Source organism: Nostoc sp. MS1 (assembly GCF_019976755.1).
Taxonomy (GTDB): Bacteria; Cyanobacteriota; Cyanobacteriia; order Cyanobacteriales; family Nostocaceae; genus Trichormus.
The window spans coordinates 56283-78959 of the sequence record NZ_AP023443.1 but is presented as its reverse complement, the minus strand read 5'-3'; the positions used below and the strand labels follow the sequence as shown (position 1 = coordinate 78959).

19 protein-coding genes and 2 pseudogenes are annotated in these 22677 nt (G+C 43.1%); 4 read left to right on the top strand and 17 right to left on the bottom strand.

All coding sequences use genetic code 11. The annotated features are described in order from the left end of the window. Positions 1-13: 13 nt before the first annotated feature. The 6 genes and pseudogenes from NSMS1_RS32745 to NSMS1_RS32720 form a co-directional block, all read right to left on the bottom strand. Positions 14-317: pseudogene (locus NSMS1_RS32745) on the bottom strand (glutathione S-transferase); the annotation flags it as partial. A gap of 239 nt (positions 318-556) precedes the next feature. Next, positions 557-1507, bottom strand: a complete 951-nt coding sequence (locus NSMS1_RS32740) for an RpoD/SigA family RNA polymerase sigma factor (RefSeq protein WP_224095904.1) — start codon at positions 1505-1507, stop codon at positions 557-559. 144 nt (positions 1508-1651) lie between these two features. Further along, the gene (locus NSMS1_RS32735; protein ID WP_224095903.1) at positions 1652-3067 is read right to left on the bottom strand and encodes a hypothetical protein; all 1416 of its coding nucleotides are present in this window, start codon (positions 3065-3067) and stop codon (positions 1652-1654) included. A 109-nt stretch (positions 3068-3176) separates the two neighbouring features. Further along, positions 3177-4181 (bottom strand): zinc-binding alcohol dehydrogenase family protein, encoded by a 1005-nt coding sequence (locus tag NSMS1_RS32730; RefSeq protein WP_224095902.1) that lies wholly within the window; start codon positions 4179-4181, stop codon positions 3177-3179. A 348-nt stretch (positions 4182-4529) separates the two neighbouring features. Continuing rightward, complete coding sequence (locus tag NSMS1_RS32725; protein ID WP_317986630.1) at positions 4530-5135, bottom strand: AAA-like domain-containing protein; 606 nt, start codon at positions 5133-5135, stop codon at positions 4530-4532. Positions 5136-5360: 225 nt separating this feature from the next. Further along, positions 5361-6407 (bottom strand): ISAs1 family transposase, encoded by a 1047-nt coding sequence (locus NSMS1_RS32720; protein ID WP_317986629.1) that lies wholly within the window; start codon positions 6405-6407, stop codon positions 5361-5363. A gap of 95 nt (positions 6408-6502) precedes the next feature. Between NSMS1_RS32720 and NSMS1_RS32715 the strand changes: the two genes are divergently transcribed. Beyond that, positions 6503-7557, top strand: a protein-coding gene (locus tag NSMS1_RS32715) for an IS630 family transposase (RefSeq protein ID WP_224095901.1) whose coding sequence is annotated in 2 segments (ribosomal slippage) — positions 6503-6895 and positions 6898-7557 — 1053 coding nt in all. Because the reading frame shifts where the segments join, the coding sequence is not laid out codon by codon here. Positions 7558-7615: 58 nt separating this feature from the next. Then, the gene (locus tag NSMS1_RS32710) at positions 7616-7843 is read left to right on the top strand and encodes a DMT family transporter (protein WP_263432610.1); all 228 of its coding nucleotides are present in this window, start codon (positions 7616-7618) and stop codon (positions 7841-7843) included. Here the strand turns inward: NSMS1_RS32710 and NSMS1_RS32705 are convergent. From NSMS1_RS32705 to NSMS1_RS32670, 8 genes are all read right to left on the bottom strand, one after another. Then, complete coding sequence (locus tag NSMS1_RS32705; protein WP_224095899.1) at positions 7836-9626, bottom strand: pyridoxal-dependent decarboxylase; 1791 nt, start codon at positions 9624-9626, stop codon at positions 7836-7838. The genes NSMS1_RS32710 and NSMS1_RS32705 overlap by 8 nt on opposite strands. A 509-nt stretch (positions 9627-10135) precedes the next feature. Further along, positions 10136-13051 carry a cation-translocating P-type ATPase gene (locus NSMS1_RS32700; protein ID WP_224095898.1) on the bottom strand — a complete coding sequence of 972 codons (2916 nt, stop codon included), beginning with the start codon at positions 13049-13051 and terminating at the stop codon, positions 10136-10138. Positions 13052-13233: 182 nt separating this feature from the next. Continuing rightward, entirely contained in the window at positions 13234-13803 is a 570-nt protein-coding gene (locus NSMS1_RS32695) for a pentapeptide repeat-containing protein (RefSeq protein WP_224095897.1), read from the bottom strand. A gap of 32 nt (positions 13804-13835) precedes the next feature. Continuing rightward, entirely contained in the window at positions 13836-15182 is a 1347-nt protein-coding gene (locus NSMS1_RS32690; protein ID WP_224095896.1) for a glutamate-cysteine ligase family protein, read from the bottom strand. Between the two features lie 187 nt (positions 15183-15369). Next, positions 15370-16038 carry a dienelactone hydrolase family protein gene (locus tag NSMS1_RS32685; RefSeq protein ID WP_224095895.1) on the bottom strand — a complete coding sequence of 223 codons (669 nt, stop codon included), beginning with the start codon at positions 16036-16038 and terminating at the stop codon, positions 15370-15372. Between the two features lie 8 nt (positions 16039-16046). Beyond that, positions 16047-16706 carry a phosphoribosyltransferase gene (locus NSMS1_RS32680; RefSeq protein ID WP_224095894.1) on the bottom strand — a complete coding sequence of 220 codons (660 nt, stop codon included), beginning with the start codon at positions 16704-16706 and terminating at the stop codon, positions 16047-16049. Positions 16707-16718: 12 nt separating this feature from the next. Then, complete coding sequence (locus tag NSMS1_RS32675) at positions 16719-17651, bottom strand: ribose-phosphate diphosphokinase (RefSeq protein WP_224095893.1); 933 nt, start codon at positions 17649-17651, stop codon at positions 16719-16721. Between the two features lie 98 nt (positions 17652-17749). After that, complete coding sequence (locus NSMS1_RS32670) at positions 17750-18415, bottom strand: PRC-barrel domain-containing protein (RefSeq protein ID WP_317986628.1); 666 nt, start codon at positions 18413-18415, stop codon at positions 17750-17752. Positions 18416-19060: 645 nt separating this feature from the next. Between NSMS1_RS32670 and NSMS1_RS32665 the strand changes: the two are divergent. Continuing rightward, positions 19061-19255 (top strand): annotated as a pseudogene (locus tag NSMS1_RS32665) (IS66 family transposase); the annotation flags it as partial. Between the two features lie 299 nt (positions 19256-19554). Beyond that, positions 19555-20625: a Photosystem Q(B) protein 1 gene (locus NSMS1_RS32660; protein WP_224095892.1), complete on the top strand. Its 1071-nt coding sequence runs from the start codon at positions 19555-19557 to the stop codon at positions 20623-20625. Between the two features lie 106 nt (positions 20626-20731). On the opposite strand, the gene NSMS1_RS32655 is transcribed toward NSMS1_RS32660, so the two are convergent. The 3 genes from NSMS1_RS32655 to NSMS1_RS32645 are packed head-to-tail and all read right to left on the bottom strand — an operon-like array spanning position 20732 to position 22636. Continuing rightward, positions 20732-21811: a hypothetical protein gene (locus tag NSMS1_RS32655; RefSeq protein ID WP_224095891.1), complete on the bottom strand. Its 1080-nt coding sequence runs from the start codon at positions 21809-21811 to the stop codon at positions 20732-20734. Between the two features lie 16 nt (positions 21812-21827). Further along, positions 21828-22001 (bottom strand): hypothetical protein, encoded by a 174-nt coding sequence (locus tag NSMS1_RS32650; protein ID WP_224095890.1) that lies wholly within the window; start codon positions 21999-22001, stop codon positions 21828-21830. Positions 22002-22003: 2 nt separating this feature from the next. After that, a complete protein-coding gene (locus NSMS1_RS32645; protein ID WP_224095889.1) occupies positions 22004-22636 on the bottom strand; it encodes a hypothetical protein in 633 nt (210 codons plus the stop codon). Positions 22637-22677: the final 41 nt, after the last annotated feature.

The window sequence follows — 22677 nt, the reverse complement described above, 5'->3', positions numbered from 1 at the left end:
AGGTCTTTAAGTGTCAATTTCTGACAAAATTAGACGGGTTTTGATCTAGTCGATGTTTAGTGGGAATAGGTTCTGGCTGCCCATCACCCACAAGGGCTGCGGTTGTTTCCAGAGATTCCCTCAATCGCTTGGCTGCGTAGATGGACATATCTCGCGGTACATTAATGCGATCGCCTACGGCGGGGCGTAGCCCATCTCGCAGATATCGTAGGGCGACATCAGATCCCGATGGAGGTTACACAGTCAATCCCTGTCATCATGTGTGTTAAAGCACAACGTAGGGCTAGATCAAACAATTTATCATCTAAGGGGTTGACCAAACAAGCGCAACCGGGCTTTAGCGTTGGTAAGACCATTAACAGTATCTATTCAATAGTTCGTGAGGGTTTCTAGTTCTTGCCAGCTTAAGGGTGCGGTAGTCATAGGGTGATTTGCATAAGGCAATACTTAGGACTTTTCTTGACTCTACAATATTTTCAATTACACAAGCACAGCCTTCACAAAGTAATTAATCTACCTTAGTTAATCCCTTGCTCCCGTTTTACCGTTACATTTATCAAGAAGTTAAATACTGCCCAATAGATGGCTGTTGACGACGCAGAGCAGTCATTGCCTGCTGCTGGATTTGGCGCACTCGCTCTCGGCTAATATTTAGCTTTTCGCCAATCTGGGCTAGACTTTGCTCTTGGTTATCCAAAAGTCCAAAGCGTAAGATTAACACTTCGCGTTGCATTGGCTTGAGTGAAGCTAACAAATCACTTAGGTCTTGACGCAACATTTCATGAGTGGTGTTTTCATTTGGCGAAATGCCCTCCGAGGCTAAAAGTTCGCTCAGTTCTGTTTCTTGGTTATCCCCTACCTTTAAATCTAGAGAAATCGTCCCACTGGCAACCTTGAGATATTCTCGAATTTGGTTGGGTTCTAATTCTAATTTTTGGGCAATTTCTGCTACACTAGGACGGCGACCTAGCGTTTGAAAAAACTCTCGCTGTACCTTCTTAATTTGGTTGAGTTTTTCGTTAACGTGAATCGGTAGCCTGACTGTGCGAGATTTTTCGGCGATCGCTCTGGTAATAGCCTGACTAATCCACCAATATGCGTAAGTGGATAACTTATAACCACGATTAGGGTCAAACTTTTCTATTCCTCTTTGTAGACCGATCGCGCCTTCTTGAACTAAATCCAAAAACTCTAAGTTACGGCGCTGATATTTTTTGGCGATAGAAACTACCAGCCGTAGATTTGCAGTGATCATCTTTTGCTTGGCTCTTTGACCAAGCTCAAGTATTTGATTGACTTGTGTTTCAGTTTTGTTGAGGAAATTCGCTAATTCTGCTGTTGTCGGTTCTCGATCCAGTTTTTGACTAAGTTCATGCTGTTGCTCTTGAACGGCAATCATCTGCTGTACTTGCCTGCCATAAGTTATTTCTTGGTCAGAGGTTAACAAAGGAAACTGACCAATCTCTTGTAAATAGATGCGTACCAAATCAGAACTTAGGCTAGGCATACAACTTTAGCTCTTCTCCACAATTGCACAAGACTCAAAGTATATGACGAACAGCCTTGAAACAATATCAACCACAAGATGTAATTTTATGTATTATACCTACTCCTGCCTGCAAATAAATTTCAAAGCAATATATCTTATCAGCTAACTCTGTGAGGTAAGTAACTTCACATCCCAAGTGTAAACACCTTTTTCCCCTGGCACTCTGAAGAATATGCCTGTACGATGACCACGCGACAATTCATTCAGCACACTGGGCTTGACCTCCTTAATTTCTTGGGGGTCTAATTCACCATATAGGGCTTCAATGACTTGAGCGACATTAAACACTTTTCCTGGGTTTTGTTGCAATAAAATAGTCAGCGCATCAATCACAAACTTGCCTTCAAATTCTCCTATCATCGGCACAGCATTCGCTTTGGATTGGGGAGACGGTTTTTTATTGTTTTCCTGTTTAGAAGAACTAGTTTTCCGGTTCGATGTGAGCAATTTTAAATCTATAGTGTAATAACCCGACTTTCCAGGAACCAAAAACCATCTGCCGTCATTTTTCCCCTGAGTTAGTGTTGATTGAACTCTACCTCTCACTGTTTTTCTAATATCTGGCTCTAACTCACCATAGAGCGCACGCAACACGAAATCTACATGGCAGATATTACCCGGATGTTTTTGTAGTAGCTTTTGGACTGCTTCTATGCGCCTGAGTCCAAAGTATTCCTCCAGCATGGGAACCTCGCCCAAAGAACGCATCTCGTCCTGTGTTTGCTGTGCAGTCTCTTGATTGCTAGATGTTGATTGTGCTTGTTGATGTTCGTTTTGGGTGGCTGTTGATGAACTGTTGCTTTTTACGTGATCGGAGGCTGCCTCCACCGCATCCTCAGTTTCTACAATGTTATTGTTATTGTCTGAGGATAAGTCCTCTTGGGCAACAGTAGCTGATTCATCAATAGGTTGTGTTTGTTTATCTTCTTGGCTTACAGATGATACATCGGTTTCTATCTTGTCTGTAGCTGGCTGTTGTACATCATTAGTTTCTTCTGGCTCTCCCTGTGTTTGCCCTGCGTCATCCCCAGAATCTAAATATGAGTCTTCTTGAACGGGGTTAGATTCTAATGCGGCGGTTTCAGCTTCGCTAATCGCATTGCTATTGTATGAGGATGAGGTTTCTAAAGCAGTATCATCTAGCTGTGGAATCTCTGGCTGGGCATTAGTACCAACCATCGCTAGGAATAAATGTTCTGTTTTTAGGTTATGAATTGCTTCTAATGTGGTATCGGTTTGGGCTAAGTTAGTCTCAATTTCTGAAATGTTTTGGCTACCGTTTAAAGGCACATTTGTTTTTTCAGCCGCACTAGGCACTTGTGCCACTTGCTCTGGTATTAAGCGATTGGTCAGTTCGCTTGGCTTTGCTGGCCAGTTTGCTAGTAATGCTTCTACATGATGGAGGTTATCGTTCGCTTGTGTGTATAACCTTTCATACTCTTCTACAATCGGCGCGTAATAATCACGTAATGCTAACAGTGTGTACAAAAAGTTTTGCGGCGGAGTCTTTAATTGCATCTATTTATTATTTAACTGCTTTTTCTATTAAAATTTTAGAAAATTTTTGCTCATGTAGGCTTGTCAGTTGATTCACTCCATTTTCAAAAATACAAATTCAAATTTAACTTTAGATGTTTGAACTTTTGTTAGAGTTATCCTGCTCATCAACTAAAACTACTAATTTTCCTGTTGCTTGATTAGATTCCATATATTGATGTGCTTGAACAATCTCATCAAACTTAAACACACGATCTATATTTACTCGATTTTGCCCTGCTTCTACACCATCAATAAATCTTTGTAAGTATTCGCCAGATAAATCTTCACAACCTCCACTATAAACCGTCAATTTTACTGTATGCGGAATATCATCCATTGGTGCAAAGTTACTTAATGTCCAAGCATTACCCAAAATTCCACTCATGCAGACGATACCACCAGGAACCACACATTGCAGTGAATCCATCAAAGTAGACGTGCCTACCAGTTCTAAAACGCAATCAAACCCCTTAGAATAGCTTTGCCGGATTGAGGTAACGATCTCTCCTGTATCTATGACAACGTGATCAGCTCCATTTGCTTGCAAAGCTTTTATTTTAGAAGAATTACGAGTAGTTGCCACAACCGTTAGCCCCATTTGTTTGGCAAGATGTGTAGCGGCCATACCTACTGATGAACTACCCCCCCGAACCAATAACGTTTGTCCCGCCTGCACATTTAAACCAGACACCAGAGAACCATAAGCCGTCTGGAACATTTCTGGTATTGCTCCTAAGACTGACCAGTCGAGGTTACTATTAATCGGAAAAACACAGGTTTGGGGTACACAGGTGTATTCAGCATAGCTGCCATCAAACGCTCGTCCCATGCCTCCCATAATCGCTGCTACCTTCTGACCTGGCTCAAATGCTGTTTCAGGAGCCGCTTCCACAACTCCAACGCACTCAATCCCTAAAACTCTGGGAAGTTGAACACCTTGAGAATACCCTTGACGAGTGAACATCTCAGAACGGTTTAGTCCAAAAGCTTTTACCTTGATTAGCACCCATCCAGGCTGAGGAGATGGTTTTGTCATCTGTTTTAACTTCAGCGCTGTCGGATCACCCGGAGATTCTAATACAATTGCTTTCATAGATTTAATCAACTGCTTGCTGTTACACTCTTCATTTATAAATTGTCTTTCACCATCACTGTTGAATTTCAGTTCCCTGAACTTTAGTTTTAGCCAAAATTGCCTGTGCCTGATTGTTGGCTTGCTCAAAAGCTTGTAATACGGACTGCGTAACTTGATTAGTTTTCACCTTCCCAGATTCCAAGCTGAAAATTAATTGTCCATCTTTGTGAGCGATTGCTAAATCCTTGCGATCTCCGTTGTAAGCCTAATCGTAGACTCGCGCTGCTGCTGTTCTGGCTACGGTGATTGGGATTTTGGGTTGATATTTCAACTACTCTATCAGCTAGAGTGGCTAGTTTTTTCTGCTCACATCGCCTGTAAAGAAGCTGAATCAATTACCCGACCAATATCAAAAGGTGTGCGTTTTTTATCTTGAATTAAATCGTAAGGTGTAGAAACTCCAAGCAATGCAAAAGTGATACGTTTATACTCTGGTTTATCTGCTCGGCGATTATAACAATCCCGAATTACAACAAAAAAGTCATCTGAATTAAAAGCCAAGCTCGAAACACTATCAATTTCATCAACGAAAATCACAATATTGTTGTTAACTTTTGGCAATAAAATTGTCTCAATGAACTTACTAAAACACCGCACAGGAGAAAATAAACTGTTTTTCTGCCACCAAGTTTTTAAATTAAATTCAGTCTGAAGGTTAAATTCTTCTACCAATTTATTTATTAGCTTGACGTACCATTGTTCAATCGTAATAACATCTGTATTAATCTCCGCGACATCAACAACCGCACAAGCAAATCCATCGTCTTGCAATCGCCGCATTACTCGCTGTCGCAAACCAGATTTACTCGTCTGAGGCAGATTATAAACATAACAAAACTCCCCAACTCGCAACAGAGAATATAGATAATCATCCTGGGAGAGATTAAGTTTACTTTGATGGTTGCATTTCATATATTTACATTTTATCGTTTTTATTGATTTTAAGTTCTGGGGCTGTTTATTCTTTTCTCCTCATCCTATTCTCAACTCCAAATAAATCTTTATACACTTCGTAATCTTTAAACAAATCCATGATTAAACTCCTTGTAAAAACGCAATAAACTATATTCCCCCGCGCTTCATATAAATCAAAAGCCACAGGGTCAGCGCGTCTCAAACCCAATTGACAGTAGGATTTTAGGAGAGTATTGAATTTGGGAGAGATGCAGCCAAAACAGAAAGCATATACTGATCATTCATCGCGGCTCGCCGTGACTTTTGGCGAATACTGCGCCGGAAAGAGGATTCTCGCTCTAAGGCATTAAGAGCAATGCGACGTAGCAAAGAAAAATTCTGTGGACTGTGCAGAGAACGAATTCGACATTCATCTTCATTGAAAGTGACATCTAATGTCCAATGAACAGAATTTTCAATACCCCAATGCTGTCGAATTGCACTACCAATTTTGTGGGCATCACTCTTGAGACTAGTAATGTAAAATTGCACCTCTTGTGTTGTTTTATTCCAATGCTGACTCGAACGTACTACCATCACCATTGTTTTGAGTCCTACCCATAAGTCTAGTTGATAAAGTTCAGGAATCTGCGACACAGGTACAGTGTAAACTGTACGCTTTTCGATGCGGTGATGTCCTTTTTCAATACGTTGACTAATGCTGACATCAATACTTTTAAATCCAATTGATTGTGCTGTCGCAAACCAATTTTTGATTTGTTGATGTAGTTTTGGATGATTCTCTTTCAGGCTCAGAATATAATCCGCATCAGCCGCGATAATTTTCTCGGCAATCGATTTTTGAGTACCCATTGCATCAATAGTAATGATGCAGCCAGAGATGTCTAACATTTCTAACAGTGCTGGAATCGCAGTAATTTCATTGGATTTTTCAGTCACCTTTGTTTGTCCCAAGACCAGACGGTGTTCACTCGACCAGGCACTGACCGTGTGTAATGCTTTTAGCTGAGATTCCCGATCATATGAGCCTCTATGGGTTTTGCCATCTATGGCTACTACTTCTACTCCCAATTTCTCAATTAGTGATTGTACCCACTCCCGAAAACATTGCTCAAATTCTTTTGGGTTAATTCTTTCAAACACCCTCCTAAAAGTATCGGGACTGGGTATTCCAAATGGTATTTGCAAAAACGTTTTCAACCACTCCTGTTTACTGATTCCATACTCCTCAATATCTTCCCAACCTTCTGCTCCTGCTATTACTGCCAAAATTGCTATGGTGATGATAAGTAGAACAAGGTGAAAAAACCAAAGTGTGTAAAGATAAGTAAATACATAAATGTGTTTACCAAGGTAACAGGGATATGGGCTGCCGTTTAAGGGTATTTCTGACTCCTAAGCAAGATAAAATTCTGTTCAACCTGAGAACGGCAGATGTACCCCAGAAAGTGAAAGACCGAGCCGAAGTGATCAGATTAAGCGCACATGGTTGGTACGTAGAGAAGATAGCAGATCACTTTGACTGGACTGCCCAAACAGTAAGAGAAGTTTTGCATAGATGGGAAAAACAAGGTCTAGAAGGACTGTGGGAGAAAGCAGGGCGGGGAGGAAAATCAAGGTGGGCAGAAGCTGACATGGCGTTCTTAGAAAAATGCTTGGAGCAAGAACCACGTACATATAATAGTGTTCAATTAGCCCAAAAATTAGAGCAAGAACGCTCCGTGAAATTGAGTCCTGACTGGTTAAGGCAGGTACTCAAAAAAAGGGGGTCATTTGGAAGCGAACACGAAAAAGTCATAAGGGGAAACAAGACCCGGTAGTACAGCAAATCAAACAGGCAGACTTAGAAATGCTGGAATTATCTGCTGCTGTTGGCGAAATCGATTTAAAGTATGTGGATGAATCAGGGTTTTGTGCTTGGAGTGAACCGAGTTACAGTTATTACTTTCGAGGACAGCAAAAACGCTTGGAGCAAAGTAAACGTAGGGGGCGAAGGTTAAGTATTATTGGGTTCCTTCAACCCCTAATTAGCTTTGTGTACGGTTTGGTGATTGGCGGCGTTTCACGCAAATCCTATATCCAAATGATGGAGCTTGAAGCAGCAGAAGCCAAACAATCAGGACGCATCAGAGTCATCGTGCAGGACAACGGCCCGATACATCGGTGTAAAGAGGTTCAGCAATTATGGTCAAAGTGGGAAGACATGGGTTTGTACATCTTCTTTTTACCCAAATATTGTTCAGAAATGAATCCCATTGAATTAGAGTGGCAACACCTTAAAAAAGATGAACTTGCCTCGAAAACTTTTGATGACGAATTAGACCTTGCTTATGCTGTCATTGATGGAGTTCAAAGAAAAGGTGAAAAGAGAAACTACAGTACAAAACGTGTAAAATTTAACTCTTATTCTTCTGCTTAATTGTTTGTTACATACTTATAAATTTTCACCACGACTTACTTACTTATCTTTACACACTTTGGTTTTTTCACCTTGTTCTACTTACAGTGCAAATACAGTTTCGACTTTCCTGTTTATTGCACCAGTCATCGGTGTAGTGTTTGGGCATTGGTTTCTCGGTGAAGCATTAACCTGGACTGTAGGGTTAGGAGGTGCAATTGTATCTTTGGGAGTTTTTCTTGTGTATCGTTATACTCTTTCTTATAACGAAAGTCGCAAGAGCAATCGCTCTGGCAGTATTATTTAAAGCCACGACCGATATGTGGAACGTGGATAAGTTTCTTCGGCTTGTGAGTCAGGTAAATATCAGTTTCAAATTCTGGCTGTTCTTCTTCCTGTTTCGGGAAAGCACCAGGCTGACTGAGGTCTTGGAGCAGTTCATCAATCAGAGCAGTGGTAACGTGTGTCATGAGGAAAATATGCGAATACTCGCGCTTTTGACCTTTCACATACAAAGTTTCGCTTGAGAGAGAATATTTAAAGACAATATCATCATTAGCACGTTTGAAGCGGATAGTCAGGGATAGTGGCGTATGTGCTACCCATAAATCTTCTCCCAACTTCTCTTCTAACGCCTTTAATTGCAAATATGTATAGTTAGCAATATTTTCTGTATAAAGCACCTTATCAACCTGGGCTGCGTAAGAATTTTTTGCCAAGTAGTCCCAGAGAAGCATGGCTGAAAAGCCATTGCGAGAACCAGCAAATGTAGTATCTTGAGAACCGATATATTCTGGATCGTCGGGTGGACGCAGCTGATACTTTGTCTTGGTCATATAAATGCCGCATGGTAAGGGTGCGCCAATCCACTTGTGTCCGCTCATGGCGATCGAGTGTACAAAAGGCAAACGAAAATCAAAGTTCGGCCCGCGCTGCGAGATTTTACCCATGTTATGTGCCATTTCAATAAATGGCATATAGGCAGCACCAAGCGCCCCATCTACATGGAACCAATAGCCATTGCGAATATCGTACTTGGTTGGGTCTTCGGGGTCGTAATACACCTTGCGATCGTCAAGACCATATTTTTTTAAAATAGGAAGCAGAGCTTTGCCAGCTGCTTCTACATCGTCGTAAGCACCTTTGAATGTAGTGCCGTAGTTGAAGCACACGAGAATCGGATATCCCTTAGCAGCAAAAAACTCGACGAGCTTGCACAGCGCTTTAATATCAATCGAGCCAGGCCCATCGTTACCACCTTGGGATGGCACCTCTTTTGGCCAGGGCTGACCGGGTGCTAGTGGATTTTCCTGTGGATATTTTTCAGTACCAATCTCGTAGAAATTCTGCATAGCCATCACACGCATAGCTTTGATAATTGAGTAGTGCGTGTCTTCTGAATAAAATGCAACTGGAGTATGGGCGTTGGGATTTTCCTCTAAAACAGGTGCCTGCTGATAGATGAGACGGGGCGGTACTGAGCGTGGCTGACCTGATAAACTAGCTTTCCTGGCTTCTTCTTCAACGCTAGGGTCATTAAGTAAGAACTTGCCAGCTAGATAATCCCGTCCGTTCCACAAACCGTATAAGTTACCTTCTGTGCAACCCATAGTGAGGACGTAACCCCAGTAAGACTCTAGGTCATTGGGATCATGTGGCCAGCGTGCGTTCCATAGTGAGGCGTAATAATCCAGTACCGCACGCTCCATAAACTTGCTGTTAATGGTGAAATTGCCGCTTTGGAAAGGGTCGCCGACGTTATTGATGTGATAATTGAGGTACGGCTTCAAGTCTTCTTCGTAGTTAAAGCTTTGGTTGACTTGATAGCCGAGGAAGTGACTTTTCTGCACAAACTGATAGTTGTGCAATTGGCTTAGAGCGGTGCTTTGTTGTTCGGGAGTCAAACCTGTTGAAGATAGAGCGAAGTTTCTGTAACTAATACCAGGTACTGTGGGGTACGTAGAGCATGAATCTTTTGTGGGAGGTGACACAATCGCAGCGTCACTATCAAACACAGTTTCTTGCCAAACTCCAACTTCTGACATAGCAAACAGGATATTTTCTGGATTGTTTGGTTTTTTTTTGTCCATAATTTCATACTCCCTAGTAGCGTTGTCTCCAGCCATTCTAAACAGGAAAACCATTGTTATCTCGCAATTTCATTAGTGCGTTACTTTTTTTTGACTTCAGCCGCAATGATAATTGGTTGTCTTGCAAAGTTAATTCTTGAGCCTTTGACCTGAATTTTGTCCCTTGACTGAATCTTAATATCTTGATTTTCGATGTACCAGCTTGGGACTAAATGCACTTTCTGAGTTCCATGAATATAGTTATAGAAAAACAACATGAGGAACTCGTGAAGAAAACCTTATTTTCACCTCGATACAAACTTTTGAATCACTTTCACTCGCACCTGCTCATCACAAACTTGTCCAATAGCGTTGGCAAAGTTCTTGCTAGAATTTTATTCGGATTATTGTTTTCAGCAACAGACCCTCTTTAATTGCTATTGATGATGTACTAAAAAATGTTTCACATCAAACGCAGCGTCACGCCAAGGTACGCAAAGTATTTGCTGAGAAATTTCAGTAGATGTACCTTATCGTCTATGTCTAGGATTTCTGAGCCAAGCGGCTTTTCTTAGTTCTTCTGCGCCTAAAATAATTGGCGGACATACTAGCAACAGCAACCATTGCCAAGGTACTAAGGGTGCAGTGGAAAAAATTCTACTTAAGGATGTGCTGTTGGTAATCAGTATGACTAACATCCATTCGATCGCAATTCCTAACCAAATTAGAGGATTAGAAAATAATCCTAGCTGCCAAATAGAAGTGCGCTCCGAACGGCAAGCGAAAACATTACCATCTTGACAGGCAACAATGGTAGCTAAGGTCATGGTTGTAGCTTGAGCATATATAGCAACGGTGGCGGCGTTAGCTGAGTGCGATAAAATACTGGGAGTGACGGCTTGTAATTGTTGTAAGTTATATCCATAACTCCACCAGATGAGGAAGAATGCTGTCATTCCCAGAATCGCTTCGAGTAGTCCTAGAAAACAATAGGCGCGTAAAAGTAGGGAACGGTCAAGAAGCGATCGCGATTTTTTCCGAGGTGGTTGTTGCATTGTGCCAACTTCTGGTTTTTCTGCACCCAAGGCTAGAGCCGGTACTAAGTCAGTACCTAAATCAATGGCGAGAATCTGCATGATTACCAAAGCGGGGGGAATTTTTAGGGCTACCATTAGCAAAAAAGGCACTAATTCCGCCACATTCGATGCCAAGATATAAGTCATAAATTTGCGGATATTTTGATAAACCGCACGTCCCTGCTTAATCGCGCTGACAATAGTGGCAAAGTTATCATCTGTCAGCACAATATCGGCGGCTTCCCGTGCTACATCTGTGCCATTCATCCCCATCGCTACCCCAATATGAGCCGCTCTTAAGGCTGGGGCATCATTAACTCCATCCCCTGTGACTGCAACGACATCACCAATATCTTTGTAGGCTTGCACTAACCGTAACTTGTGTTCTGGAGACATCCGCGCAAAGACCAATCCAGAACGATATTTGACAATTTGCTTTAATTGTGCATCAGACAAATGTCCTATGCTTTCACCTGTGACTACTCGTACCGAGTTGTTGACCAGTCCAATTTGACGAGCGATCGCTTCCGCAGTTAAACCATAATCACCTGTCACCATAGTTACCTTAATTCCGGCGGTATGGCATTGAGCGATCGCATCACTTACTTCTGGACGGGGCGGATCAAACATCGCCACTAAACCAATGAAGGTTAAATTCTGCTCTAGGTCTTGCGATCGCAAATCTAACATCTCACTCCCAACACGCCGCGCCGCTACTCCTAGCACCCGAAAACCTTGGGCGGCTAAACTATCGTTGGCTGCTACCACTTGATTCCAGTCGTCTTGGTTGATGTCTGCCAGCGTACCATTGCGTAAAATGGATGTGCAGTGGCGTAAGACTTCTAACGGCGCACCTTTAGTAAAAGCTAAGTTTGGCAAGTCACCAGTCCATACCGTTGAGGCACGCCAATCTAATATTACCGTCATCATTCGCCGCCGCGAATCAAATGGCACTTCGCGCAAGCGTGGAAGTTGTGTTTGCAAGATTTCCAAATTTAGCCCAGCTTTAGCCGCAGCGACTAACAAAGCTGCTTCTGTGGGATCACCAATCTCTTGCCAACGGCTAGGGGCTGTCAGGTGAATCAGGCGGGCATTAGAGCAAAGTGCTGCGCCTGTGAGTAACAAATTGACCTTCCAGGCGGCAGCAAAATTCTCAGACATCTGTACTTTCCCAACTGTAGGGTCATATCCTGCCCCAGTGACTTCAATCAGGGTGGGTGAGATAGCCAATGGTGTTTCTGGCAGTTCATTGCCAATAGGCTGCCAGGGAATCCAGAGATAATGCACCGTCATTTCGTTTTTGGTCAATGTGCCAGTTTTATCTGTGCAGATGACCGTAGTAGCACTTAAGGTTTCCACCGCCGACAGCCGACGCACTAGAGCATTGCGCCGTACCATCCGCCGGACTCCAATTGCTAATGATAATGTGACGGTAGGCAATAACCCCTCCGGCACTAAGGCTACAATGATACCGATCGCAAACATAAAACTCTCTTTCACTTCCATCCCCACTAACAGAGATGTCAGCAAAAATACCAATACTCCCATCGTCAGAGCGATCGCTGTGATTACCCGCACCATTTGTGCCACTTGCACTTCTAAAGTGCTAGGTTCGTGTTGCACAATGGTTGTGAGATGCGCTACGTGACCAAATTCTGTTTGTGCGCCTGTGGCATAGACTACAGCTACTCCTCGTCCTGATGACACTGTTGAGCCTGCTAACACCAAATTGGGAATTTCCGCCAAATTAGTTGGTTCTTGTAAAGGTTGTTCACCGGCTGGTAGAGTCTTTCCACCCCGAATAGCAGCAACTTCCCGCACCCTGACTGGATAGGCATTGCGAGCCACAGGCAGAGATTCACCAGTCAGCACAGAGACATCGAGGTATAGACTTTGGGATGTTACCAGACGCGCATCAGCCGAAACGCGATCGCCTTCTTCCAATTGCATAACATCCCCACGCACCAGTTCCCGTGCTGGTATTTGCTTGAGTTCACCATCTCGATACACTTTTACCTGCATCGGTAACACATTCTTGAGTGCTGATAATGCTTGTTCTGCCTGAAACTCTTGCCAAAAACTAAAGACGGCATTAATCCAGATCACAGCCCAGATTGCCCATCCCAGTTCTGGAGTGCCGGAAATAAATGCCAAAATTCCTGCTATCCATAGCAATAGAGCCATAAAGTGGGTGAGTTGATCCGTAAAGCGAAGCCACATTGGACGCTGGGCCGTTTCTGGCAGTTCATTCGCACCATAACGCTCAAGGCTTTGTGTTGCCTCATATTCAGTCAAGCCGTTGTCAGTAGTTCCCAATAACTCATAAACGGCTGCAATGGGTAATGTCCAGACTGGTTGATGAAACGACATTAATAGTGCTAATAGTTGAGAATCTAGACAACTAATTAGGTGGACATAATTATTTAGAACTGGCTAACCTTATCCCAAGAGGGTTGAGTTTCGACTACGCGGTAATCGAGCGTAGTCGAGATTCAACTTCCGCGCAGTCGAAACCCAGTGATCTCAAGTTAGGTTTAATTTAGTCCTTCTACTTATTTATGAATAGTACCGTCAGGCATAATTGTCCCAGTTAAAAAGGCTTCACTCATATCTGTAGCATTTAGATTTGCCCCAGTCAGGTTTGCGTCACTCAAATTGGCCTCACTTAAATCAGCACCAGTGAGGTCAGCTTCTCTCAAATCCGCCTTCCACATCCTGACCCCACTCATTTTGGCATCACAGAGGTTCACACGCTGCAAATTAGCTGTACTGAGTAATGCCATATGCAAACTTGCATTACATAAGTCTGCATCACAAAGATATGCACCGCTAAGGTCTGATTCATTCAGGTTAGCTGTCGATAGAGTAGCTTCACGCAAGTCTGCACCACTTAAAATCACTTCTGATAAATTTGCGTGTTCTAGGTTCGCGCCTTGAAGATTTGCTTGACTCAAATTAGCGCCACTCATAGATGCTTTTGTGAGATTAGCGCCACTTAGGTCTGCTCTACCAAAGTCTACACCACCCAAGTTAACACCTCTGAGGTCAGCTTTTGGTAAGGCAATACCGTAGAAGTTCCTTTCACCTGTTGCATATCGATTTAGAAGTTCTTTAACGTCCATAGTCTTAAGTTTTGTGAAATTTTAGTTTTCTATTAATGCTGCTTTAGTAACAATCCTTCTTCAATGTCCAATGCTGCTAAGGGATTTTCTGTATCTAGCCATGCAACTTGGGCTTCGAGTTTGTCACAACAATCACGCACTAGACGCAAACCCGCATCTAATGAAAGTTGAGCAGTTGTTGGAGTAAATTCTTGCAATATTACAGCTTCTATTGTTTGATAGCAATCCAGATATTTGCTCAGTTTTGCTAAAAAATTTGTTCCTTCGCCAGCGTCTCTCATCGCAAACTGCAAAATTGAATCGACGTAAGCCTTAACTTTGGAGTTTTTAACTCCTTCTGTAGCTGAGGTATAGAGTAATTCACCATTTAGATAGGCGAAATCTGGGACATAAAGACATTTACCTACTAATTCAAATATCTGCATCCCTTTAGCTGATTTAACTGTTAACTGCTCGTGCCTGACTCGATTCGCAGCATTTTCAAGCAGCACAATTACAGCTAAAATCACCGAAGGATAGTTGCTATCTATACATCTAATTTCTACAGTGCCGAGTTTGTTGAGTCGGACTGGATTCCAAGCAGACTTGAGTAAGCTTCCTCCTGCTTCTAGGAATAGGTGAGGTGGAATCCCAGCTTTTTCCATCGCTTGCAACCAAGCATAGTAACGAGCAAATTGCTGTTCAACTAAATCCTCCACACTCTCGGCATAAGGCATAAGCCCGCCCACGGATTGTAAATTCGTGTAAACTCCTTCCCAGCCAAAGGTTTGGCTACCTCGATAGCGAATTGTATGGGCGGCTAGTCCGATCGCTTGTCCTTCATAAAATGGACAAGCCCGTGTTAAAGCAATGAGGGCTGAGTCGCAAGCGGTAGCTAAATTATAGATATTTAGTAGTTCTTCTCGCTCGGCTGATGTTGAGTTGTAAGAGACTGCAACACGAGGGTCAATTACCCCAGGCGGGACTTCCAAATGCAGATGTGTGCCAGTACATTTTCCAGCGTGCAGAAATTTATCATAGCCAACCGTCCGTGCTTGAATATGGTAATTGGGGCGATCGCGCATCACTGGCATAATATGCAAGGGATAGCTAGACAGAGGATAAAGGCGTAAATTCATCTGTCGCCCCACAGTCAGCGCCAATTTGAGATTTTTGAGGTAAACTCTTGCTAGTTCTGTGCCAGTGTAAGCTGGTGGTGTGTTAATTTCCACCATACTCTTGACAAACTCCGGCACAAAGTAACTTGGGTTTAAACCTTGTGCTTGCGCCAAGATGTGACAACCCTGCAAAAATTCATCAGCGCGATCGCTCAGATGACCAACTTCATCTACCAGAAAAAACTCTTGCTCAAGACCGATACGACGCTTGACTACATCCATATCACCTCTACATACTAAGGTGAAGAACTCTCGCTTTGCTTTTAAGGATAAGCTTAGACGGGTAACATACACCCGCTAAGATTTACAAAAATTTTTGTGATACTTTAGGTGCTAAGTATTGGGGATGGGGAACTCTCGGAAAAGTAAGTGATGAATGACTGTAAAACTAGCCTCAACCTCTACACCCTTATCTGAGATAATGCCTAAACCATTCACTTGCCAGTTGGGCGACGGCGGCTAACTTACCTGGTTCTTCAAATAAGTGGCTGGCATTGGGGATAATCACTAAGCGTTTTGATGTTTGTAATTGTTCTAGAGCATCTTCATTCATTGCTATTACTGGCAGATCGTACCCACCAACAATCAACAACGTCGGCGCTTTCACTTGGGGCAAGACTAAAGGAGCTAAATCTGGTCTTCCACCACGAGAAACAATAGCCTGCACTGTTTCTGGACGTTGTGTGGCTGCTACCAAAGCTGCACCGCCGCCTGTACTAGCACCAAAGTAGCCTAGTTTCAGGTGTTGAGTATCTGGGTTTTGTATCAGCCAATCTGTAGCCCCAACTAATCGCGAGGCTAAAAAAGCAATATCAAAGCGTAAATGTCTTGTCCGTAAGTCAATTTCTTCTTCTTCGAGTGTGAGCAAATCGATTAACAAAGTTGCCAGTCCCGCCTGTTGTAAAACTTCAGCAACATAGCGGTTGCGGGGACTATGACGGCTGCTACCACTACCATGAGCAAATAACACTATGCCTGTAGCACCGTTGGGAATCACCAAATTACCTTTGAGCTTTACTTCACCTACTGGCACTGACACCGCATATTCTTGGGGTTGGTGTGTTAATGTCCTATCCATAACGAGTATTACGAATTACTTGTGGTTAATTTTTGTCTTGTCAAAAGTTCACATACTTCTGCGTCGGTTGTTTGCTCAAAATTCTCGTACCAAATACCGATCGCATACAAATTTTCTGGCATCATTACGCAGACAATTTTGTCGACTTCCGCTTGTAATTCTTCACAAGTGGCTACACCTGCAACGGGAACTGCAACCACCAGTTCGCGGGGTTGTTGCTGTTTTAATGTGGTGATCGCTGCACGAATAGTAGCACCCGTAGCAATACCATCATCTACAAGAATAATCGTATGATTTTTGACTTTTGGTGGAGGACGATTACCCCGATAGGCTATGTTGCGACGCTCTAATTCCCGCATTTCAATTGCTGCTACTTGATCAATAGTTGCTTGAGGAATCCGCAACCAATCTACAACATTTTCATTTAATACACGGACTCCTCCGGTAGCAATTGCACCCATCGCTAGTTCCTTATGCCCTGGTACACCTAGTTTCCGCACTAAGCAGACATCTAATGGTGCATCAAGTGCCTTGGCTACTTCAAATGCTACAGGGACACCGCCACGAGGAAGCCCCAATACTAAAACATCTGAACGATTGGCATACTCTGTTAACCGAGAAGTTAATAGTTTCCCTGCTTCCGTTCGATTACGGAATTTCTGCCACATATTTTTATACCTCTAAAATAAATCACTAATTGAACCATCAGTTTTAAATCGTTGAATAGTAGTAGCAATTAAAGGTGCGATGGAGACAATTTTTAATTGCTGCCAGTCAGTTTCCTTGGGAGCTACACTATCGGTGACAAAAATCGCCTTAACGCTGGGATGACTTAACTTAGCCCGTGCTTCCTTGACAAACAACCCGTGAGTAGCAGCAATAATTATTTCTGGGCGTGCTTCGGCTTTGAGTAAGGCTTCAATACTCTTCGCAAGAGTGCCACCAGTGGAAATCATGTCATCGATAATTAAGCAGGCATAACCCTTTACATCACCCACAACACGAGTCACCTCTGTTTGAGTGCCACTGGTGCGGTGTTTGTGTAGCACTACTACTGAACTATCAAGTTTTTGAGCATACTGTGTTGCCATCTGTACCCGCCCTGTGTCTGGCGATACAACTACGAAATTAGGCGGTAAGTAATGGCGTATAGCCTCGCAAAAAATGGGTACAGCCGTCAGACTATCTACAGGAATGCGAAAGAAACCTTCAATTTGAAGTGTATGTAAATCTAGTGTGACAACATGATTTACACCTACAGCCTGTAAAACTTCAGCTACCATACTGGCAGTAATTGGTTCGCGCCTACCGTGACGTTTATCTGCACGGGCGTAGCCAAAGTAAGGAATAATCGCCGTAATTCGACTAGCCGCAGATCGACGACAAGCATCTGCAAAGGCTAAAAGTTCTACTAGATGGTCATTGACAGGTGGTGCAGTGGACTGGAGAATAAACACAGCCTTTTGGCGTACCGATTCCAGTAACCGCACATTTACCTCACCATCTGGAAAGCGTTCAACCAGAGATTTACCCAAAGCAATGTTGAGTTTCTGGGCAACTGCGGCAGCTAAATCAGAGTTAGCTGTGCCAGCAAAGAGGATGAAATTGTCCATAATCAAGACTTTGTTTGGTGGATTTGCTTCCAGGCGGCATCTAAAGACGCTTTTGCACGCTCTCCTGCACGGGCAATACTTTGTTGTAAACTATGCCATTACTCTTGTAAAAACACCGTAGCTTCTTGCAAGGCGTGGTGTGGATGATTAGTAGAAGCTGCTACTTCATCGCTAACTTCCTTGATTTTGACGCGGACAACTTCTGGTTTATCGCTGGGGGAAATCAGATGATGCAGGCGATCGCCTATGATATTTACTAGATGTTGCACTTGTTGTGATTTCTCACTAAAGAAACCCTTCAATCCCTCTGACTCAGCCTCAAGTTGATGTTTAACATCTTCGCGGATAATGACTTTATCGATGGCAATTTCCTCAACATCTTCGGGATACAGCACTGCGCGTCTACCAAAAGGAGCAGCAATTTCTCCCGCCACAATGTAAGCTGCGATTTCTCCTGTTTGCCAATCAAATAAAAAATCTTCCACCCAACCAAGGTTTTCACCCAGCGTAGATTCAACTGTAATTTCATGCAAGCGGCGGAGATTGTCTGGCGTGTCTTCTAGTGGAGGATAATACACAGAAACCGCACCCATACCTACCCCAGCAATTCCTAACACTGGTAAGTATGTTTCTCCACCTGAAAAATAGGCAATACGCCCAGAATTATCTAACCAAACTTCTTCTAACTCACCAAGACTATTAGCTGTTGAACTATCTATTGCTATCCATCCGATAATTTGACTACGACGCACAACATTGAGCATACTTTTCCTCCAATACTCTCTATTTCTCTTGGAGTTTGATCAATAAACATAGTTGCTCACCTCTTGCCACATTGTTGTTTTAAACATGAACTCTACTTTAAGGTTAGAAATAAAATGTGAAGAAAATGTGAGGAATTATTTAATCAAATAATCGCACATAGATAAAAGTAAATAATATGTTACATAATCAAGTATGAATTAGTGGAGAATGAAATAGAAATTGCTTACTTTATCTAATTTATACAACAATCATCAATACCTTTTCTAAAAGTAGGCGATCGCCGCGATGCTGCATAGAAAGGCAGTCTCTAGCAAATAGCTGAGACAGACACGGCGATTCAGCAAACCATCCCATAGATAACCTTTATGTTGAGGAGTAGGACTGCGCTTGAAAGTATAAGTTCAACTACTGTAAATTTTAGGACTACATAAACCATAAGTATTAGCAAAGATGGCTTCTATTTGAGCAACACGGGGATAAAAACCACGCTGAAAATGTTTTCATTGACTTTCGAGAATCCAGAAAAATAAGGGTATAGCACAACCCATAAAGGCAATGCTACTGACGCTGAGATTTTGTTTTTCTCTTAACATGAATCCTAAAACAGCACTAGTTCCAGTAATACCCAGCGCCTTGATCACCCAAATTTGGCTGTGACAAAACGTAAGGTTAGTGGCGGCTCCCGTTCGATAGAGCGGTTTCAACACACTGCTAATTTGTTGACGGTAGTACAGACTTGTCGCCGTCAAAGTAAGTCTGTCATCGATTTTTTTGCACAAGCTCTAGTTGCTCATTCTAATAATTCTGAGTCTCGCCCTTCTTTACTTCCTCAATATTAGACCTGAATCCTTACGGGAAATCTTTGGTTTAATTACTTTTAAGAGGCGTTAGCTATGTTGTTAATCTAAATTATGACAAAATTTAAGTTTTCATAAGTACTGTGTTTCCTCACAAGTTCCTCAAATTCTTTTTCTAACTTCAAACTAGAGATATTCAACTAATTGATAACTGGCAACTCTACTCTCTGAAAACTATCGGAATTGCTGAACATACAACGGTAAGTCAAACCTAAGAGATAGGCATCTGCTAAAAGTAGTAGAAAAATTTTGAACTTGGAATTACTTAGGAGCTAGAAACCATGAGTACTATTGTTCAACGTCAAAGGGAATTGAATTTTTTGGATTTATGGGATAGTTTTTGTGCGTGGATTACCAGCACAGAAAATCGGATTTATATCGGCTGGTTTGGTGTATTGTCGATTCCTACCTTGTTAGCTGCTACCACCTGTTTTGTTTTGGCTTTTATTGCTGCGCCTAGCGTAGATATGGATGGCATACGTGAGCCAATTATGGGTTCACTAATGGACGGTAATAATTTAATTACAGCCGCAGTGGTGCCGACTTCTGCTGCCATTGGTTTGCACTTTTATCCTATCTGGGAAGCAGCATCAATGGATGAATGGCTCTACAATGGCGGGCCATATCAGTTGATTGTTCTGCATTTTCTGATTGGTATTTGGTGCTTAGTAGGGCGATTTTGGGAACTTAGCTATCGTTTAGGAATGCGTCCTTGGATAGCGATCACCTATTCTGCACCCGTGATTGCTGCTACTTCCGTTTTGCTAGTTTATCCCATTGGTCAAGGTAGTTTTTCTGATGGTTTACCTTTGGGAATTGCTGGAACTTTCCACTTTATGTTAGCTTTCCAAGGCGATCATAATATCTTGATGCACCCGTTCCACATGTTGGGTGTAGCAGGTGTGTTTGGTGGCGCACTGTTGAGTTCTTTGCATGGTTCTTTAGTGGCTTCAACACTAATTCGCAATACCGATGAAAATGAATCCATTAATGCTGGATATAAGTTGGGTCAGCAGCAAGTAACATACAAATACTTGGCAGGACACCATAGCTTCTTGGGACGCTTGTTGATTCCTACCTTTGCTAGCAGAAATCATCGTGCTTTCCATTTCTTATTAGCAGCGTTACCAACAGTAGGTCTTTGGTTTGCCTCAATGGCTATATGTTCAATGGCATTTAATATCAATGGTTTGAACTTTAATCATTCCATCTTAGATAGCCGTGGTGAAGTGATTAAAACTAACGCTGATATCCTCAACCGTGCCAATCTTGGTATAAGTGCAATGCACGCTCCTAATGTCCACAACTTCCCTTTAATTCTCTCTAGCGGTCAACCTATTCCTATCTCCTAGCTCTTGCCATCCGTAACTTTGCAATCCGCCAAGGCCGCACCTTCTGCCTTCGGCGGTAAACAAGTTATCAATCGACCATTTCAGGATTTTGTTTAGACACAAACCTCTACTCCCCCATCGGAAACCGCCGCATCATTTCCGCTAACGCCACTGCCTCACCATCCGGCGTATACACAACTTCACCCGACATCGCAATCACAATCCTCTCCTTCCTCGCCCACTCGAACCAATCCTTCACAGCAGACTTGACCTGTTGTGCTTCCGGCTTTCTACCCTCCCTACAAGCTGCTACAAACACAGCCTCCGGTGATTTGACCCCTTTCCAAGTCCGCACTGCCTCCTTCAAATACGCGATCGCCCCTGGTACATTTTCCCAATACCGCTTGACCGTGCGCTGAATCTCCCCGTTCAACCGAAACTGTGGGGTACAGGGGATTTCTCGCAACTGCTGCAATACCTCCTGCACTTCCTGCTGACTAGGCTGTACTGATTTTTCTTGTGGCTCAGTGTAATCATCATCACCAGAGTCTTCATCACAAAAATTCAACGCAACCGGGGCGGCGGAAGAATGGCCTCCATGATGGTCTATCTCGCTAGTCGAGTCAACCTGTTCTATCTCTTCAACAAAGTGGGTAGTCTGGGGTAACTCTAACTCTGGGGTTTGGACTGCTCCTTCTTGATCACACTCCAAATTCTCGTTTTCCAGTTCCTCAGTTTTAAAAGGCGCAACAGCACTGTGTTGTTGTGAAGCGAAGTCTTTGAGAGGGAAGTCTTTGTTATGATCTGCCGCCTGTGAGCAGTTCGATAGTTCCAAAACGCTCACATCGATCTGCTGATTTTGACAAATGCGATTCCACAAGGCTTGTACGTTCTCGACGTTAACCGTGAACCAGTTTGCTTGATACCAAGTTTTCTCACTGTGTCTGCACACATCTATCAGCTTGAAATTGTCCCTTAAGTTGGCGATCGCTCGTCTGATTGCAGAAGGTTTAAGAAACGGTAGAGTTTCGCCCCAATCCTTGAGCGTCTTCCAAAACCACCGCCGTCCGTCACGCTTGATGTGCTTGGAGATTTGACAAAAATAATGAATCTGCTGGAGTATTACCGCTTCTGTTAAACCAATCTCTGCGGCTAGTAGGGGAGGAACCAAAAGAGGAGATTCGGGGGTAATTAATTTACTAGTCATATTTTTAACTCAATATTTAAAATGGCATATTTTCTTGGTCTTCTTCTGGTGCTTGTGACCAAAATTCTCGGAGTGCCTGGAGTTTTGCGGCTTGCAATCGTTGTTTTTCTTCGGGCGATACTTCACCAACTAACTGCGCTACTTCATCGCGTTGCTGTTCCTTCAACTGCTCAACAGTGACAGAAGGCAAGGCTAACCGCTCAGTTTGACCCTGCTGTGAGGGGCGAAAGCCTCGGCGACGGTACAGAAAACGGAAGTGGCGTTTATCTTGTGGGGGTAACTGGTTCCACACTTGGGCATCCCAGCCGGGGGCATAAAGTCGGATGATGGAGGCAGTAGGCTTTGAACTTGGGCTTGCAATTGGGCGATAGCTTCTTGCATGGCAGGGATAGACTGAAGCAAAGCCATCTGCTCTGCACTGAGAGTTTGTGGCGAATAACCCGTCTGCGACCAGATGAATACCCTCAGCCCTGCCCTGGCAACCATACGGTAATTTTCAACGGCGATCGCTTTGCCTTTGTACTTTCGAGCATCAACAGCGTAATATTCCAGAATCGCGTGGCAAAGTTCGTCAATTATGTACAAGCTATTTTGGGTATCGTTCGTTATGAGCCTCCAGTCTTTACCAGCTAAATGTTTTAGCGATTCTGCTAAGTCGTTCGTTATGGGGTCACAATCACGAATCTTGTTGAGCAATTGGGTGATGGCAGGTTGATCTACACCGCAGAAATTAGCTAAAGCTGTGACGGTCATTCCACTTACACCGTCGCTGGTGCGGGTACAGAATCCTAACTCGTCCTGAATCTGAAACGTAATTGCATCCATATATATTTCTCCAATTTTTGGCGCATGAAAATATCGGCAGC